The sequence below is a fragment of the Pseudomonas sp. PA-5-4B genome, from assembly GCF_021606215.1.
GTDB lineage: Bacteria > Pseudomonadota > Gammaproteobacteria > Pseudomonadales > Pseudomonadaceae > Aquipseudomonas > Aquipseudomonas edaphica.
Genome location: NZ_WKDB01000077.1, coordinates 12,996 through 28,169 on the forward strand (window position 1 = coordinate 12,996; position 15,174 = coordinate 28,169).

General features: G+C 52.2%; 16 protein-coding genes and 4 pseudogenes. 10 read left to right on the forward strand and 10 right to left on the reverse strand.

Features of this window, described 5'->3' with window-relative positions:
* Nucleotides 1-469: 469 nt before the first annotated feature.
* The 3 genes and pseudogenes from GIW28_RS26370 to GIW28_RS26380 all read right to left on the reverse strand — a co-directional run.
* Nucleotides 470-580: pseudogene (locus tag GIW28_RS26370) on the reverse strand (tail assembly protein); the annotation flags it as partial.
* A 51-nt stretch (nt 581-631) separates the two neighbouring features.
* Entirely contained in the window at nt 632-976 is a 345-nt protein-coding gene (locus GIW28_RS26375; RefSeq protein ID WP_236447158.1) for a hypothetical protein, read from the reverse strand.
* Nucleotides 977-984: 8 nt separating this feature from the next.
* Complete coding sequence (locus GIW28_RS26380) at nt 985-1,305, reverse strand: hypothetical protein (protein WP_236447159.1); 321 nt, start codon at nt 1,303-1,305, stop codon at nt 985-987.
* Between the two features lie 173 nt (nt 1,306-1,478).
* Between GIW28_RS26380 and GIW28_RS26385 the strand changes: the two are divergent.
* Both GIW28_RS26385 and GIW28_RS26390 read left to right on the forward strand, forming a co-directional pair.
* Nucleotides 1,479-1,785: pseudogene (locus GIW28_RS26385) on the forward strand (NIPSNAP family protein).
* An 81-nt stretch (nt 1,786-1,866) separates the two neighbouring features.
* Nucleotides 1,867-2,292, forward strand: coding sequence for a hypothetical protein (locus GIW28_RS26390; RefSeq protein ID WP_236447160.1), 426 nt, complete (start codon nt 1,867-1,869; stop codon nt 2,290-2,292).
* A gap of 789 nt (nt 2,293-3,081) precedes the next feature.
* Here the strand turns inward: GIW28_RS26390 and GIW28_RS26395 are convergent.
* Nucleotides 3,082-3,972: a hypothetical protein gene (locus GIW28_RS26395; RefSeq protein WP_236447161.1), complete on the reverse strand. Its 891-nt coding sequence runs from the start codon at nt 3,970-3,972 to the stop codon at nt 3,082-3,084.
* Nucleotides 3,973-4,148: 176 nt separating this feature from the next.
* Here GIW28_RS26395 and GIW28_RS26400 point away from each other — a divergent pair, with 176 nt between their 5' ends.
* Entirely contained in the window at nt 4,149-4,466 is a 318-nt protein-coding gene (locus GIW28_RS26400) for a hypothetical protein (protein ID WP_236447162.1), read from the forward strand.
* 126 nt (nt 4,467-4,592) lie between these two features.
* Here the strand turns inward: GIW28_RS26400 and GIW28_RS26405 are convergent.
* Nucleotides 4,593-5,580, reverse strand: a pseudogene (locus tag GIW28_RS26405) (IS3 family transposase); the annotation flags it as partial.
* A gap of 1 nt (nt 5,581) precedes the next feature.
* Here GIW28_RS26405 and GIW28_RS26410 point away from each other — a divergent pair.
* From GIW28_RS26410 to GIW28_RS26430, 5 genes are all read left to right on the forward strand, one after another.
* The gene (locus tag GIW28_RS26410; protein WP_236447163.1) at nt 5,582-6,022 is read left to right on the forward strand and encodes a recombinase RecT; all 441 of its coding nucleotides are present in this window, start codon (nt 5,582-5,584) and stop codon (nt 6,020-6,022) included.
* A gap of 92 nt (nt 6,023-6,114) precedes the next feature.
* Nucleotides 6,115-6,327: a hypothetical protein gene (locus tag GIW28_RS26415; RefSeq protein ID WP_236447164.1), complete on the forward strand. Its 213-nt coding sequence runs from the start codon at nt 6,115-6,117 to the stop codon at nt 6,325-6,327.
* Nucleotides 6,324-6,998 (forward strand): lambda exonuclease family protein, encoded by a 675-nt coding sequence (locus tag GIW28_RS26420; RefSeq protein ID WP_236447165.1) that lies wholly within the window; start codon nt 6,324-6,326, stop codon nt 6,996-6,998. The genes GIW28_RS26415 and GIW28_RS26420 overlap by 4 nt, the downstream gene beginning before the upstream one ends.
* Nucleotides 6,995-7,588 (forward strand): hypothetical protein, encoded by a 594-nt coding sequence (locus GIW28_RS26425; RefSeq protein ID WP_236447166.1) that lies wholly within the window; start codon nt 6,995-6,997, stop codon nt 7,586-7,588. Before GIW28_RS26420 ends, GIW28_RS26425 begins: the two co-directional genes overlap by 4 nt.
* Nucleotides 7,589-7,657: 69 nt before the next feature.
* Nucleotides 7,658-7,957: a hypothetical protein gene (locus tag GIW28_RS26430; protein WP_236447167.1), complete on the forward strand. Its 300-nt coding sequence runs from the start codon at nt 7,658-7,660 to the stop codon at nt 7,955-7,957.
* A gap of 254 nt (nt 7,958-8,211) precedes the next feature.
* On the opposite strand, the gene GIW28_RS26435 is transcribed toward GIW28_RS26430, so the two are convergent.
* The 3 genes from GIW28_RS26435 to GIW28_RS26445 form a co-directional block, all read right to left on the reverse strand.
* The gene (locus GIW28_RS26435) at nt 8,212-8,583 is read right to left on the reverse strand and encodes a hypothetical protein (RefSeq protein ID WP_236447168.1); all 372 of its coding nucleotides are present in this window, start codon (nt 8,581-8,583) and stop codon (nt 8,212-8,214) included.
* A 571-nt stretch (nt 8,584-9,154) separates the two neighbouring features.
* Entirely contained in the window at nt 9,155-9,805 is a 651-nt protein-coding gene (locus GIW28_RS26440) for a hypothetical protein (protein ID WP_236459079.1), read from the reverse strand.
* Nucleotides 9,806-10,297: 492 nt separating this feature from the next.
* A complete protein-coding gene (locus tag GIW28_RS26445; protein WP_236447170.1) occupies nt 10,298-11,017 on the reverse strand; it encodes a RipA family octameric membrane protein in 720 nt (239 codons plus the stop codon).
* 66 nt (nt 11,018-11,083) lie between these two features.
* On the opposite strand from GIW28_RS26445, the pseudogene GIW28_RS26450 reads away from it, so the two are divergent.
* Nucleotides 11,084-11,761, forward strand: a pseudogene (locus GIW28_RS26450) (DNA cytosine methyltransferase); the annotation flags it as partial.
* A gap of 329 nt (nt 11,762-12,090) precedes the next feature.
* On the opposite strand, the gene GIW28_RS26455 reads toward GIW28_RS26450, so the two are convergent.
* Together GIW28_RS26455 and GIW28_RS26460 are read right to left on the reverse strand one after the other, a co-directional pair.
* A complete protein-coding gene (locus GIW28_RS26455) occupies nt 12,091-13,188 on the reverse strand; it encodes an HNH endonuclease (RefSeq protein ID WP_236447171.1) in 1,098 nt (365 codons plus the stop codon).
* 319 nt (nt 13,189-13,507) lie between these two features.
* On the reverse strand, nt 13,508-14,290 hold the full coding sequence (locus GIW28_RS26460) for a hypothetical protein (RefSeq protein ID WP_236447172.1): 783 nt from the start codon (nt 14,288-14,290) through the stop codon (nt 13,508-13,510).
* Between the two features lie 118 nt (nt 14,291-14,408).
* On the opposite strand from GIW28_RS26460, the gene GIW28_RS26465 reads away from it, so the two are divergent.
* A complete protein-coding gene (locus GIW28_RS26465) occupies nt 14,409-14,834 on the forward strand; it encodes a hypothetical protein (protein WP_236447173.1) in 426 nt (141 codons plus the stop codon).
* The last annotated feature ends 340 nt before the right edge of the window (nt 14,835-15,174 follow it).

Sequence of the window (15,174 nt, forward strand, 5' to 3'; positions counted from 1 at the left end):
CACCCAAGTGCTCTTAAGCATCATATATTCAGACGCGCTCAACGAATAATCCGCTTGAACAGTAGCAAATAATGTACTACCGCTGTAAAGGTCATCAGAATTTAGCCTCCGACTCTCTTCCTCTACGTCGTCATTCTTTATGAATTTCACCATAATTGCTTATTCGTCAATGCCAACGATATCAATACGATATCATTCTTATCGACCAGCTCCCAGCGTCTCTCTCACGCCTGCCCAGACATACGCCAGATACGCAGCTCGTCGCCTCGAATCGCGCCACGGCAGTACCTCGATTACTGTATACACATACAGCATCCTGATTGACCTACCATGAACCTCGACGAAGACACCTGCGAGTGGCTTGGATGCCCTACGCCCTTGGAAATGTAACAGCACCAGTGCGCACTGCTCGAGGACGAGCTGACTGCGACACAGAAGCGGCTGACCGAGGCGCGCCGGAACATTGCCGGGCTGGTGCAGATGAGCGCACAGATAGCCGAAATGACCTCCCAAACTGCCGTAGCTGGCTGTAAAGAAGTACGGTGGTGAGCGGTTGATATTCAATTGTCAGCGCAGCCATATTTACTCCAGGTGTAAAAAAACGGCCCGGAGGCGGCTTGTGTTGATTTAATCAGAGGCAGTCCCGGACCGCCTTCTCAATGTCACTTCTGCCCCAGCCAGGACCCCATGCCAGTCTCTGAAAAAGCTTCACCGAGCTGCCGCTTGAAACCTTGCGGATACTCAGCAGCTCATCTGTCATGTTGTTGCTTGCAGCAACAAGGCGATATCCATACTCAGTCTCTGACATCGTCACGTCGATGCGTGCGTCCTGACATTTGGGAAATACGCAGAACGCATACTTTTTCGGGTCTTTGGTAGAACTGACAGCAATGCTCGGGGCTTTCGACTCAAGATCCCCTGGCGATAAACACCCCGCCAGCATCGCCACCGCTGCCGCTGCTATCAAAATCCGCATGCTTGCTCCTAAAAAATTGAACCGCCGAAAGTGAAGAACTTGAACGATATTTTATCGTCACCCGCATCTCTCATTTCAAAGCGAATTCTGTCGAGCCCATTATCCACTCGAGAGGCTTCAAGGCGCATGAACTGGGTCAGGCCACCACCGAATCCGTTCAACTCAAGAGCACTGACATCATGAAAAATTAGCGATACCGCGTCCAAACCTGACTCATTGGCAGACAGCACCAACTCCAAATCGTATTTGAAGTCGTTGAAATTGATGTCGATTGACATAACACAGCCCTGCTCTCGCAGCAGATCGTTCAAGCGATCAAGTCTATCCATGTGTCCACCCGTCTGGGATGAAATGCCACACCACGCGCATGTCGTTGCCTCTTTGGTTTGGCGGGACTGTAGCACTGACGGGGAGATGCAAAAAGCTCAGCACCTAGTCGAGTTTTACCAATCATATAGATGTCCAGTAAGCTGCTCATTCAAACTGGACAAGGACAACCCGCGTGATCACCTGCCATCTGAAGTATCAGATTGACCCCTATCAAATCCCGGTCTTTGAAAACTACTCAAGACTGTGGATTCGCATAGTCAATCGCATGGGGGGGCACACATCATGGTTATTTCCTCCCCGCTGAAGGCGCAAACAACATCGCTTACTGCCTTTTCAGCTTTCCGAGCCTTGCGGAGTACGAGCGCTATCGCGAGCAGTCCAAAACTGCCCCCGAATGCGTTAGTACTTTCGCGCAGGCAGAGGAGGAGAGATTCATTGTCAGTACTGAAAGAAGCTTCATGCGGCCAGTGCTTGACTGAAAGCAACAAGCCCGGCCCGCCGGGATTTTTAATGCTTATGGACCCTCCACACCTTTCGGCGCGCCACGAGGATTACAAGGAATGAGTTCAGCAGAAAGAAGCGCACCACGATCTTCTGGTAAATCGATAGCGGTAGTAGGTATTGCTCTGGGCCTAGCCGTTGCCGTCTACATAAGCCCTAAAAGCAAGTATTTCTTGGGTAATTTTGCGTACTCTTGGTTACCGCAATCCGCCGTGCTTTTTGTAGCGATTCTATGCAAGGCATCAAGAGGGGCGCTGGGCGGAATCGCTGCAGCCATGGCGCTGTACTTGTACCTTTTCGACATCTGGGCCACAGAGTCCTTGGCTTGGCTTTTTTACTTGTTCAGCTTTCCCGGCATTCTCATTGGGGCGCTGCTTGCCATAGCGACACCGTCGAGAAAGGCATTTGAGGCACCGATAGCTTTTGCTTGGGCGGTTCTAGGTATAGCCCTGGGTCTGGTAGGCGTGTGGTTCTGGGCTTGCTGATATTTCCGAATACCAGATGCAAAAAGCCCAGCGCGGGGCTGGGTCTTTATTGACTAATTAACCAATCCGCCTCAGTACGTAGGTTTGGTCGTTTTGACCATGATTAACTGCCCACTCCACTATCCGGAATGGTGCGAGCGGTCCACTCACCCCTTGCGGGTCTACCAAGTGATCACCCGCCAGCCTGAAAATCGGCCTTTCTGGGACCATAGGCGCCCCACTCCATCGATCAGAATTCCAATGGGCTCTTGCGCCGCGGAGTTCTTAACCCCCCCAGCGTCCATGTAAATACGTTCGGCTCATATCAATCTCCCATTCTAAGCATCAGGGGCAGAAGAGTGCTTCAAGATGTCCGAATGGGCAAGAGTCTGTAGTGCACTCCAGGAAAGTCTATGATTTGTAGATGCAAAAACTCCGTGCGGGCCCGGGTGAGCAATAGTCAGCTGCTCTAGCGACCTTTGCTGGACATAGTTACCACCATATTCTGATCGGGCTCACTGCAACTGATTAAAACACTGCCGTCGGCCGTATAGACTCTGGTAATGGTCAGCACTGACGAGTTCACGATCGGCTCGATGTCTGAAGCTGGCACGTTGAGCTTTGCGATGGTACTTGCCTGATAAGCCTGGCACTCATCAAAGCTCATTGAAATAGACTTTGACTGTGCGTCGGCATACACCACAGTAGCGAAACAGACTGCCCCTAGTATTCCTATCAAAATTCGCATGTCGTTCCCTCTTTGATTTGGCGAGACTGTAGCACTGCGGATCGGTTGCCTGAAATCCAGCCCTACTTGAGAGATTGATTCATATTTTCGAGAGCGTTCAACACGTTTCGCGTGACACCTTTGTCAATGGCATCGCTCGATGACTGTGAAAGAGTATCTACTGCATTTTTAGCAGCTTTTTGACCCTCTTTTGAACTACCACTGACTTGAGTGACCGTCTGTGCCGTAACTTGCTTTACTACTGATTGTTGCTCAGCAGCTGATGCACCTACTGGCATGGACTGAGATATCGCGACTCCGGCTGCCTGCCCGGCTGCCGCGCTTTGTGTGGCAAGAGCTACCGCGGTAGAGCCTGCGGCCACCGCCGCGGCAGTTGCGCCATCACCAGATGTGCTTGTTCCTGACAGTGGCAGCGGTGCTGGTTTCACGACTTCGCTGGGTTCGAGCGTTTTTTCTGTAGGCCCAATTTTTCCTCTGCTTGCCGCCAACTCCAATTCGATAAGGGGGGCAGTCACTTTTCCTGCATTTATCAGCGATTCGATATACTGAGTCGCTGTCATTTTCGGATCATTGGCAAAGGCCATGCAGAGGCCTGACGACATGGCTTCGTAAAGCATCAATCCTTGTGTCTTCTGTGAAACGTTGGCGACAGTTTTTGCTGCGCTTTCTGCAAATGAGTTTTTGCCTTCCGGATTACCAGCTTGTGTTTTCAATGCTACCGAAAGTGAGTTACTGAGGCTCGCACTGATGTTCTCTGCAACGCCCGCGGGCGGTTCGCCACAGGTTCTGTTTGTAGACCTATTGATGATGAATATTCTGCGGTCAGCTGTTGTTGTCAGCGCTGTAAATGCTGCCTTCTCGTGGACCGCCGTCACGATCGCAGGGTCGGTCATTCGATCAGTCGTGCACGCTGATAAAAAAAACATACCTGTCAATATCAAGCTGATTTTCATGACCGCCTCCGCAATGGCGATATGCCATTTTTTGTCGAGCGTAGTAGTCACTTTAGGAATTAGCTAGCCGGGATGCTCAAGCAATTTTGGGTCGGGCCAGGCACCTGGCCAAGCATCCAGTGTGGACGGAATGCCAGTAGCGCTATTGGATCCAGTCATAGTAGCGTTATGAAGCCATGCTAGACGCATGGCTTTTCCCTGTCATATTAGAGATAAAAAAGATGCCGCCAGATGCTGAAGAGCTACGCCGACGTACCGAAGAAGGCAAAAAGAACATTGAATTCAGAGAGTTGATGGACTCCATTAACTACGACATCAATGACCAGACGAGATCAGGCCAATCAAGCACTGTGTTCGTACTGGGCAAACGCAATGCTGAATTTGCTGACGCTGTCTTGGAGAGATTTTCCGAGTCAGAGTTAAGCGTCAAGTATGACGAAGACACCACAAAACTGACCATCAGCTGGGAGCTCCCGGATCGTGAGGAAGAGTAACGCCCTTCAATGGAGGCCCAGTCCTTCGCCTGCAAGCCCAAGGACTGGGGTTGCGCCATTTTCGGCGCGGATAAAGATATGGAGGTCGATGTGAGCGACAGTAGCTTCAAGCCAAGAGTGTAGGGGTCAACTCATCCCGGACACGGTTTTGAGTTTTTCTTCCGTTTTCGCTGGGGCCAATCCATCGTTAAATTGATGAGGTCGGATCCAGTTGTAGTGATGCATCAGGTACTGGCTAATGTCTCTCTGAGCCTGGTGGCCGGTCATGTAGCCAGTGGTTGGTATCCACTCTGTTTTCAAGCTGCGAAAAACCCGCGCCATCGGCGCATTATCCCAGCAGTTTCCTCGGCGGCTCATACTCTGACGCATGCGATAACGCCACAGCCGCTGGCGAAAGTTGCGGCTGCCATATTGGGATCCCTGGTCTGAGTGAAATAGCAGGCCTTGCGGCTTGCCACGCTGCTCGTAAGCCACGTCCAACGCCTTGATCACCAAGTCTGCATCCGGCTTTTCTGATAACGCCCAGCCCACCACTCGGCGAGCGTAAAGATCCATGACAACCGCAGGTAGTGCCATTTCCCCTGTGCCCAGATGTAGGTCATGTCGCCGCACCAGACCTGGTTGGGCGCTTCGACATCAAATTCTCGGTTCAATATATTTGGGATATCCGGCCGCTCGACTGTCGCCTTTTTATAGGCGTGTGATCCTGGCTGCTTGCTGACCAACTCCAGCTCACGCATCAGCCTGCGTACCTTAAACCGTCCAATTTGCTCACCTTCTTCTTGCATCATCAACGTGATGCTTCGACTGCCGGGAGCACTTCGGCCCTGGGTGAACAACTTGCTCACTCGGCTACGCAGCCTGATCCGCTCAACATCTGGTGTTCGCCGCCTTAGACGATGCGCGTAGTACCCCGAACGAGCGACCTCAAACGCCTCGCACAAGTAATCAACAGGCTCATGGACGCTTAGCTGATTGATCAGCGCGTACGCTCGAGATCTTCCGACATCAAGAGCGCGGTAGCCTTTTTTAATATTGATTTCTCGCGATCGAGGCGAGCAATCCGAGCTTCCAACTCCTGGATTTTTTGCTGCTCTGGTGTCAGGGCCTTTGCAGTGGCTCAAAAAACCCACCTAACCCAAGGCGGCGCGCTCGGCTACGAGGCGCAATTAATCAATGCCGTCGTGATTTCCCGCGCCCCCATCCAAGGCCGTCCCGAATATGAGTACCTTGGCGACTGGGACAAAATCCTTGGAAGGGTGACGGAGAACAAATCCGAAAAGGGAGGAAAATACTACACGGCAGCCTGGAAGAAAGATGATGAAGCAGGCTTGGGCATTATCGTCCGCTTGACCATGATCGGCGAGAGCATGCCCCGCGAGGTCAAGGTGATGATGAGCCAGGCCTATCCGCGCTTCTCAACCCAGTGGGCGACTGACCCCAAACAGCAAGTCGCCTACTTAGCGATTCGCAAATGGGCTCGTCTCCACACGCCTGATGTAATCCTCGGCGTATACACCAACGACGAGATGCCAGCAGCGAAGAAATCGACGTGACACCACGGGGCGAAGCTCAGGCATCTACCAAGCCAGCCGACGTGGCTGCGTCAGCAGTACCTCAAGGCGATCAAACTGACGCATCTGCGGACTTGTTTGAGCAGTTGAAAAAGACCGCCCAAGAGGAAGGCCTTGAGGGCTACGAGAAAGCTTGGAAGGCGTTGAAGCCAGCGCAGCGCGGCGCCATTGGCGTTACCCGCCATAGCGAGCTGAAGACCATAGCGCAGACAATTGAAGCGGAGTTCACCACCCTCAACGATGGCGCTGACCATTCCGATGACGACCAGCAAGGCGGCAACCAATGAACGCCTCTGTAGACCTTCAGCGTACCGAGCAGTGGCACCAGGACCGCAGCGGGCGACTCACCGCCAGCCGATTCAAGGATGTTATTGCATGGGGCGACCGTGACAAACACGGCAAACGGAAGCCGCTTGCGGCCCGTACCACCTACATGCGCGAGCTGGCTTTTGAGCGCCTGGCCAACCGATCGAAACATTCGGTCAGCAGCAAGTCGATGGCCTGGGGAACCGAGGTTGAGCAGTCGAGCCACGACTTCTACGAAATCCTGACTGGTAATAGCGTCATCAAGTCGGGCTTCGTAGTTCATCCAAAATACGAGTGGCTGGGCTGTTCGCCGGACGGATTGATTGGCGAGCGCGGGGGTATTGAGTCGAAATGCCCATTCAATGAGGCCGTCCACGTCCGCACCTGGCTCGAAGGCATGCCCGAGGAACATAAACCGCAGGTTCAGCGCTGCATGTTCGTCACGGGCCGGGAGTGGTGGGATTTCCTGTCATTCGATCCACGCCAGGATGAAGACTGCCGACTGTATATCGAGACCATTGAGCGCGACGTGGAGTACATCGCGATGCTTCATCAAGAGCTGGTCCAGTTCAATCTGGAGCTTGGCAGGATGGTTGATGAAGTCGCGGACAAAGCCCGGGCGCAAGCCCATCGCCTAGGAGCCTGGTCATGATCAGCAACCACCTCAGCATGATAGAGGAACTGCGACCAGCCTCGGATGAACTGGCGACCCAGGTCGCCGAGTTTGTAGCGGCTGGCGGCGAAATAGAAAAAGCCCCACCTTACAACTACAAGCCTAAGCCCATCACCTACAGCAACCAGATGCCGCCTGCGCCGAAGCCGTTTGTTCGGCGCCGGGTTGAGGTGACTCCCCTGCCCCTCGACAAAGACGACATCCGTACCCAGGCCCGCATCAAGCTGACTGAGCAGATACGCCAGTTCGGCGTCACGCACACCCAGACCGAAGTCGCAGCGGCACTTGGTGTAAGTCGACGGCTCATCTACAACCACGCCGCCCGGTACGACATAACGTTCAAGGCGCCAACCCGGGGCGGCGCACGCGACCTCGTGCACAGCACGGTCGACAAGGAGCGCGACGCGAAGTACGCCGAGCGGATTCGCGCCTTCCTTGAGCTTGGCATCATCCGGCGCCAGTGCTGCGGGAAGCTCGCCATCAGCAATAAGGCCTTCGAGCGGCTCATCGCCGCCCACGGCATCGACTACCCAAAAGCGCGCCAGGGCAGCACCTCATGCGCCGCATAGCCCGCATCCAACAACGCAAACGTCAAACCTGGCTCGCACTGCCGGCCAGCGGAATAGAAGAGGTAGGTCATGGCAGCCGAACAGAAGGAGCGCACAGCCAAGCTTGCCGAGAAGCGGCAGGAACTGGACGAGCAGGAATTGCGGCACACGGTGCCATACGGCGCCCGGAAGATGCTCGACGAGTTGATGCGCTGGCATGAAGTCGAGGAAGTCAGCGAGGCGGTGCAACTGCTGGTGCTGAATGGCAGGACCGAGGATCTGCCACCGGCACCATCGAAGGTCAAAGGGCCGTCCGACATAATCCGCCACTACTTCCGCCAGGGAATGCGTGACCGGCTGGCAGCACCACCGCCGAACTGGGCGAGATGAAGGATCGGATCACTATCTGGCGACTGATCGCACATGCCCACTCACTGGGCGCTAAAAACGCAGCACCACTCTTCGAAATAAAGCGCCACAATTATGAGATACCAAAAACCGTGGCGCGCAAATTATGGCAAGCTGGCCTTGCCGAATCGCTTCAAATTAACGCGGAAGACGAGGGAGATTAGATGTGATGCGCCTCTCCAGATTTTACTCAAAATTTTAGCAACTTTAGATGACACAAATCTTTTCACAACGATCTACGTCACATCTTTTAAAAGTCTCTTCTCAATCTCATTAGACATTGGAAGGATCAGGAGCTCAACAAACTGCCTTGAGGATTCGACATTGACAATTCCATTATTTGCAAACTCCGCCCAAGCCAAAGTAACTCCGGCAGACTCCTCCATTGCATCTTCGTCATATCCAACACGCGCCATAAGATACAAATAGCTATGTATACACCTCAGACACCGCGTTTCAAACAAATGTAACTTTTTGAATCCATCAACGAAAACGCCGCCGAAAATAGCAGCGCATTCCGTTGCAATGGGCTCAAGCTCTGCCCGTGCCTGCTCAACCTTGTCGATATGAGGCTTAAAAATAGATATCGAATATGCATCCTCCCCCATAGAAGCTATCCAACTTTCATCCTCAGTATGTATTGCAGCTATATCTGCATACTTCCACAACGCTAACAATGAAACCTTATACTTATAAATTGCTGTGGCGGCGTCCCGTGCTAACTTGTGATCAGCAGCCCCCCCCTAAGCTGACGCTTCCACGTGGAGAGCCCCTCAAGTCCGATATAAAAGGCCCCACCGACACCAAAAACGCTCGCCACAGTTCCAACAACTGAAAATACGTCTTTTGTTAATTGCCAGTTCGCATCCGATAGAGCTAAGCAAAAAGACATCCCTTCCTCCTCCAAACTTTTTAATATACCGGCGATGACAACATGCACACAGGTTGCAGGGAAAAATGTAAGAGCATGCTCGGAACTTGGCCCGACGTTCGCTATACAGTAGAGCGGTCTAAGTCATTCTCGCAAAAGCATCAATCAAAAAGGCTTAATCCTCCTGAAGCATCATGGTTGACAAAATTGGAGAATCGCACGATAAGCGATAGACTAGTGTGAATCACTGCGGCTTTGTCAGTGCTTTTCAAAAGCCCACGAAATAGTCGATTTAGACACTTAGAGCCCTACCAAAAAAACCGGCTTATGGGATTTTTCTTAGACTTACGCTTCGACTTAAAGCCCACGTCTGACTTGACATCCGCCCAGGCTCTCTCAAGCTCTTCACGCACGAGCCTTTTAAGACCATTGACGAGATTCGCGACCTTCATAAAGTCCACTCCTTTCTCATAGTCCTGTAATGCATCGATTAGTTGCTGATCAGCCTCCAATATACCCCTTGTATGTTCATCATCTCGACTAAGCAGCATTTCAAACTTCGCTGTCAGATTCAAAATCTTATCAAAGTCCTTCATAAAATCAGTAGAACCAGAGTAATTATCCTGCGTATCCATCCGCAAAATAAAAGAGTAAACCCCCTGAAAGTATTCGGCCGAACAATCCCTGAGCTCCTTAATCCACTGACTTCTAAAGCCACTTATATTCGAACGAATTTGATTCCTCTGCATCTTTGCAGAAAGCATAGCGACAATTACTGCAACTGCGACGCCTGCAATACTGGGGGAAACCGTAGCCCAATCTGTATCACTTTTAAGATATACATACACCGGCGAGTCCTTGGTACCGATGTAATCAGAGCCTGTGTTTCGTTGCAAAAAACCTTTTCCCTCGTACGTTATACTGCCTGCATCCAGCTCAAAATCCGAGAAGAGTTCCATTGCTCAATTCGCCACAAAAACAAAATAGTACATCAAATAGCCACTACTCGGCGACAGGATATCTTCGCTGATTACCAGTGAATTACCCTCAATGTCGCTAAGACCGAGGCCCGCAACAAGACGGCTGACAAGCGCAAGAACGCCAAGGCGCCGGGCGGCGTCGAGCCGATCCCTGAAGCCGAATGGCTGGAGCTGGTCGCCAAGCGTGCAGAGAAGATCATGGGGGGGCAGTACGCCGGCTCTCGCCACTCTTCGACGCGCCGCAGTACGCCGAACAGTTCGTTGAGCTGGCTCGCAAAACACTGAGATGCCGTGACATGCAGATCAGGACCAAGGCCGTGCTGGTGGATGCCAAAGGCAAGCCGATCATCAACCCCAAAACAAAGGTTCCCCGCGTGGGATTTTCGGAGTGGCCGCCAAAACGGGGGGATCAGGCAGCAGCCTAACAAAACACTCCCATTGGCATCGATTGTAATCGACATACGTCTTGGATCACTTCGATTGAAAACCGGTTATCCAGCTGAGAACATTCCAGTCGACCCTAGGAATTCTGACTGTACAAATTAACAGGATGAACCAAACAAAAGACAAAAAAAGCCCTGCATAGATAGGTATCCGACTAGCCGAAAACCGCCTCATGATTAACCAGTTCACAAATCGTCTTTTCATGCGGCCTTCTTGGATGCTGCTACGAATACCTTCGCGGTTGTAGTCCTCTTGAAACAAATGAATAAGGAGCTTCCGCGATTCGAGCTGTGAATAAAGATGACTGTCTATCTCAACGTCATTGTCGTCAATTTGCTTTTGTAGGCGCTCATGCACGGTCCAAACTTTCATCATGACTTGCTCTGACTTTTGGGTATTAAGCTCCCAGTGAACTTGCCAATATTTGGCTCCGGCAGCCATGCCCGCTTGAAGAATTGAAACGATCAGACCTGCAAAACAAATCATAAAGCTGACAATTGGAATTTGACCTGCCGATTGGCATACACCTGCCAGCAGGACCCCTTGAAAGATCATGAAGAAATTATTGCGCTGAACCAGTTGCGATATTTCGAAATTACGCAATTCAACACAAAGCTCATAAATCCCCTTCCAGCCTCGTAAGTCACTTACTGCAGCCTTTACATGCCCTTCCGCGATCTTGGTCTTTGCGGGCCCCGACAGTGATTGAAAACTAGGCCCCAGAATTTCATGTCTTTCTTCGCTCATCCCTATGCTCCGTGTCCAACCCAAAGACCTCAATTATCGCTGCATTACATAAATTCAGGTACCCCAATGGCCACAACTTACGGAAGCGTGTGCAGCGGCATTGAAGCCGCGACACAGGCCTGGCACCCGCTGGGCATGCGCGCCGCCTGGTTCGCCGAGATTGAGCCGTTCCCCTCGGCGGTCCTGGCTCACCCCTACCCCGACGTGCCGAACCACGGCGACATGACCAAGCTGGCAGCCCTGGTGCTGGCCGGCAAGATCCCGGCGCCTGACGTGCTGGTCGGCAGTACCCCGTGCCAGGCGTTCTCGGTCGCCGGTATGCGCGAAGGCCTCACCGATCCGCGTGGCGCCCTCACCATCAAATACGTGGAGCTTGCAGATGCAGTTGACTATGTTCGCGCCGGCCAGCGAAAGCCCGCCAGCGTTATCGTCTGGGAGAACGTCCCCAGCGTCCTCAGCGACAAAGGGAACGCCTTCGGATGCTTTCTTGGCGCGCTTGCTGGGGAAGACTGCGAGCTGCAGCCTCTAGGGAAGAAATGGCAGGACGCTGGTTGTGTGTATGGACCCAAAAGAACAATCGCGTGGCGGGTCCTGGACGCCCAATATTTCGGCTTGGCCCAACGTCGCCGCCGTGTGTTCGTTGTCGCAAGTGCTCGAAACGGATTCGATCCCATCGAGGTACTTTTTGAGCGCGAAGGCACTCGCAGGGATAGCCCGCCGGGACGGGAAGAGAAGTCGACACTTCATCCTACTCTCACGGCTCAGGGGGGAGGCTCTCTCGATGATAGAGAGGCATATGTACTGGAGCTCTCCGGGATTCGCAGAACAACTCCAAGAGAATGAGAATGCTGCCAAGGTTTTCCTGACAACTACACGATGATTCCTTGGCGCGGTAAGCACGCCAGCGAATGCCCAGATGGACCGCGCTACAAGGCGATCGGCAACAGTAAGGCCGTGCAGGTGGTGCGCTGGCTAGGCTTGCGAATCCTACAGCAGCTAGTTTGCAAGCCTAACACTCCGGTGGAGCATATATAGAAAACACGCCTGCTCAGTCGTGAAGCCCTGTCGGCAACTTACTTGGAGAGCGCCGCACTCTCCTTAAGCAAACGATGAACTACTCTGTGACAACTTGCACAGAGACATTGCAAATCCTCAAGACGGGTCTGATGACCAAGCGCCATTTCAGCTATCTGTACATCATGGTGATGCACCTCGATGCAGGCTTCGCCATGTTCACCACCGTAAGTTTCAACCGGATCCATACGGCAACGCTCGCAAAAAAGTCGTCGGTGCACACGTAGAAACTCTGCTTTTTTTGCGCGAGACAGTCCTGGGGCACGCTCGCGCCGCAAATGAAAGATCAGCCTAGGCTGCCCCTCTGCCCACTGACGATCTTCTGCAGGTAGAGGGATCCCGGGCTGCTCATCCGCTTCACCCTTCCGAACAATTCGAAAGCCCGCCGCCTCCAGCACGTGAAAGCATGGACTGTTAACTCCAGCAGTGAAATGCCTCGGCTGCACTGCAAAACCAAATGTTTTCGAGGAGGCAAGTCCGTAGACAGTTTTCGGAGGTAGCCTGATCTGCTCATCGGTGATCAGGTCATAATCGGTAGACGGCCCGAAGCCTGGTACTTGCTTACCGCTGAGCAATTCCTGAACAGCCTGCCAGACATACTCGGCAGTAACTGTTCTGAGCTCCTCCGCAGGGATTCGGTCGAGGCTCCGAAGATCCTTTACCACCGGGGCACCTCCCAAGGTATCAACCAAGGTAGATTTGGCGGTGCCAGAGAAAACCTGTAAACAAATCCGACGGGTAGAGTTGCCTCCACCTTCTTGGGATTTTTCGGCTCGTCCGACAGATTTCATTCGCGAAGAAATCAGCCTCAACGCAGCATTTGGCGAGGCGGCTCGATCAGCTTCATCGAAGATGGTTCTCTGCTCAACCGTTAGTCCTTGGACACGGCTGCTGTCAACCCAAACGCGAAGTAGAGGGATTGAAGCTGCAGAAAGACGTAACAAGAGAGCTTCGAGACCTTGGGCATATTCGGTATTGATGGCGCTTTTGCCTTTAGTACCGCCTCGGCTGTGGAAGATAATCGTGTCCCCATCTACCTCGTAGTGGGCATCTATTGCGGTACCGTCGTTAGCAGCGACTCGGAAAACCTGACCCATCGTATTAACTCCACTCCAGCTAAGCCCAATCTAGAAGTTCTAGCAGATCTTGCGACCCGACAATCACCGACCAACGATGCACATGGCAAGCAACGCCGTGCCCCCTCTGCCCGGTCACGAATTATCGAACCGCTCAAAGCAGCGGACTGAGTAGTCCACACCTATTGGACTGAACCGAACAAAAAAGGCACCCGCTAAGCAGGTGCCTCTCACCGGATTAAGCAGGAGTAGGGCCCCAGTAATACCCCACTTCAACGAATCACGCCAGCCGGAAAAACACAGTTTCAGCGAGATCACCGATAGCTTATCCGCTTAATCCTTACACCACAGACGACTTTTTATTCATGACACTTGCTATAGATTCTTTCATTGCTGGCAGCGTGATTTTATTAAAAACTACGCCATTAGTGCTTGGATCGAGATCATAAAAAAAAGATTCTAGATGTTTTTTGCCACCGTCATCCAAATAATCGATAAGGCACATCCCCATCCTACTGCTCTCTCCGACCTCATAATTAACATCCATTACAATTTCGCTACTGGAACTTATAGAAGAAATGGCGCCAACCCCCATATCTCCAAGAGGCGGGTCAAACCGGTAATGAACCGCATGCGCTATTGACCCAGAGTTAACAATACGAATTTTCGCCTTCGTAACACCTGAGACATCAGTATCAGTCTCTAAAACTAACAATCTCAAGTCTGCTTTATAAAGTCGATCACGCTCTTCAATCTGCAACAGACTAATCTTACGCTGCTCATCAATTTGAGCCATTGCAGCCTGCGCCATGATTGTTTGTTGCTCTACAGAATTTTTTAGTTCTGCTGCTTGTAATTGCAACGCATCAGAGCTCAGCTTTAGCTCTCGACCCTGCTGCAAATAACCTAAGATTAGCCATAAAAATGCAACTGGCCCAAACACACCAGCAGCAAGATCCCCAATTTCATTCAACTTCATGGTTATCAAATCATCAAATCTTGCACTCATGATGGTAATAGCACCACCTATGTAGAATGCTGTGAGATGCGCAGCCCACCACTCTAAACTGCGGTTGTACCACCATTTCACCTGATCAACCCAGTACGTCCGTAAGCGATTCAACGAATTCTTCCTTGCAGAATTTGATGTGTCACTTTAGCAAAAAATCAATTACAAACCAGTACACACAGTAACTCCCTCCCCCTTCAAAGTCAGCCGCTATAACGGCAAGGACGAAGTCATGCCTGAAGAAAAGATTACGTTCGTCAACAGCGCGCCTGCCAAGTGCGGCTGCAAGATGGAATTCAGCTCTGGCGGCGGTCACTACTCCGACGTGGTGTACGTCACTCCATGCCAGGATCACAGCGGCAACAAGTCGTTCGGGCCGGTCGAGGTCAAGCGCGATGCGGACGGCTGGTGGTATCACCCGAACATTCCGAGCTTTGCCGAAGGTGAAGACCCGGCGCCCTACATTGCCTGGGTCAAGGAACAGGGACTGGAACTGAAAGGCTGGCACTCTGGCGACGAGATTGAGGATCTACCTTACGAGGATGCTGCGTGCACGGCCTGGAATCCTGAATCGCCCGGCCCTGAGTGGTTCCTGATGGGGATTTTCGTTACCGAGAATGGCCCATATGTTCAATGGGCTCGTAGGGTGACGCCATGATCGCCACCCTCTGGTTCGCCTACGTCTTCATCTACAAGGCAGCGAACTGATTCGGCAAGCCTTTCGGCTCTTAGTTTCATGCCAGAGCGCGAGGAGGATTGGGCCCATACTCAACGAATACATCGGCCACACGCCTATCTTATCCGCGCCGTGAAGTGCAATGGCTGAAAGCCCGACCACAACGGCAGCGCTGTAACCAAAAACTACAGAACTTTTCATAGTGATATCTCGAATTCCATTTTCGAAAGCTGGGGGGTGAATAGCGAACCTGATACGTCTTGATCTACAAGGGGCCGAGATTATGGTTATAGAAGTCAATCAGCACTCGGTGCTCCATCAT

Coding starts and splice junctions, on each gene's coding strand:
- GIW28_RS26455 (WP_236447171.1), bottom strand. CDS start 13,188: ATGGGTCAGGTTTTCCGAGTCGCTGCTAACGACGGTACCGCAATAGAT.
- GIW28_RS26465 (WP_236447173.1), top strand. CDS start 14,409: ATGCCTGAAGAAAAGATTACGTTCGTCAACAGCGCGCCTGCCAAGTGC.
- GIW28_RS26430 (WP_236447167.1), top strand. CDS start 7,658: ATGGCAGCCGAACAGAAGGAGCGCACAGCCAAGCTTGCCGAGAAGCGG.
- GIW28_RS26425 (WP_236447166.1), top strand. CDS start 6,995: ATGATCAGCAACCACCTCAGCATGATAGAGGAACTGCGACCAGCCTCG.
- GIW28_RS26440 (WP_236459079.1), bottom strand. CDS start 9,805: ATGGAACTCTTCTCGGATTTTGAGCTGGATGCAGGCAGTATAACGTAC.
- GIW28_RS26395 (WP_236447161.1), bottom strand. CDS start 3,972: ATGAAAATCAGCTTGATATTGACAGGTATGTTTTTTTTATCAGCGTGC.
- GIW28_RS26435 (WP_236447168.1), bottom strand. CDS start 8,583: ATGGGGGAGGATGCATATTCGATATCTATTTTTAAGCCTCATATCGAC.
- GIW28_RS26375 (WP_236447158.1), bottom strand. CDS start 976: ATGCGGATTTTGATAGCAGCGGCAGCGGTGGCGATGCTGGCGGGGTGT.
- GIW28_RS26380 (WP_236447159.1), bottom strand. CDS start 1,305: ATGGATAGACTTGATCGCTTGAACGATCTGCTGCGAGAGCAGGGCTGT.
- GIW28_RS26400 (WP_236447162.1), top strand. CDS start 4,149: ATGCTAGACGCATGGCTTTTCCCTGTCATATTAGAGATAAAAAAGATG.
- GIW28_RS26390 (WP_236447160.1), top strand. CDS start 1,867: ATGAGTTCAGCAGAAAGAAGCGCACCACGATCTTCTGGTAAATCGATA.
- GIW28_RS26420 (WP_236447165.1), top strand. CDS start 6,324: ATGAACGCCTCTGTAGACCTTCAGCGTACCGAGCAGTGGCACCAGGAC.
- GIW28_RS26445 (WP_236447170.1), bottom strand. CDS start 11,017: ATGAGCGAAGAAAGACATGAAATTCTGGGGCCTAGTTTTCAATCACTG.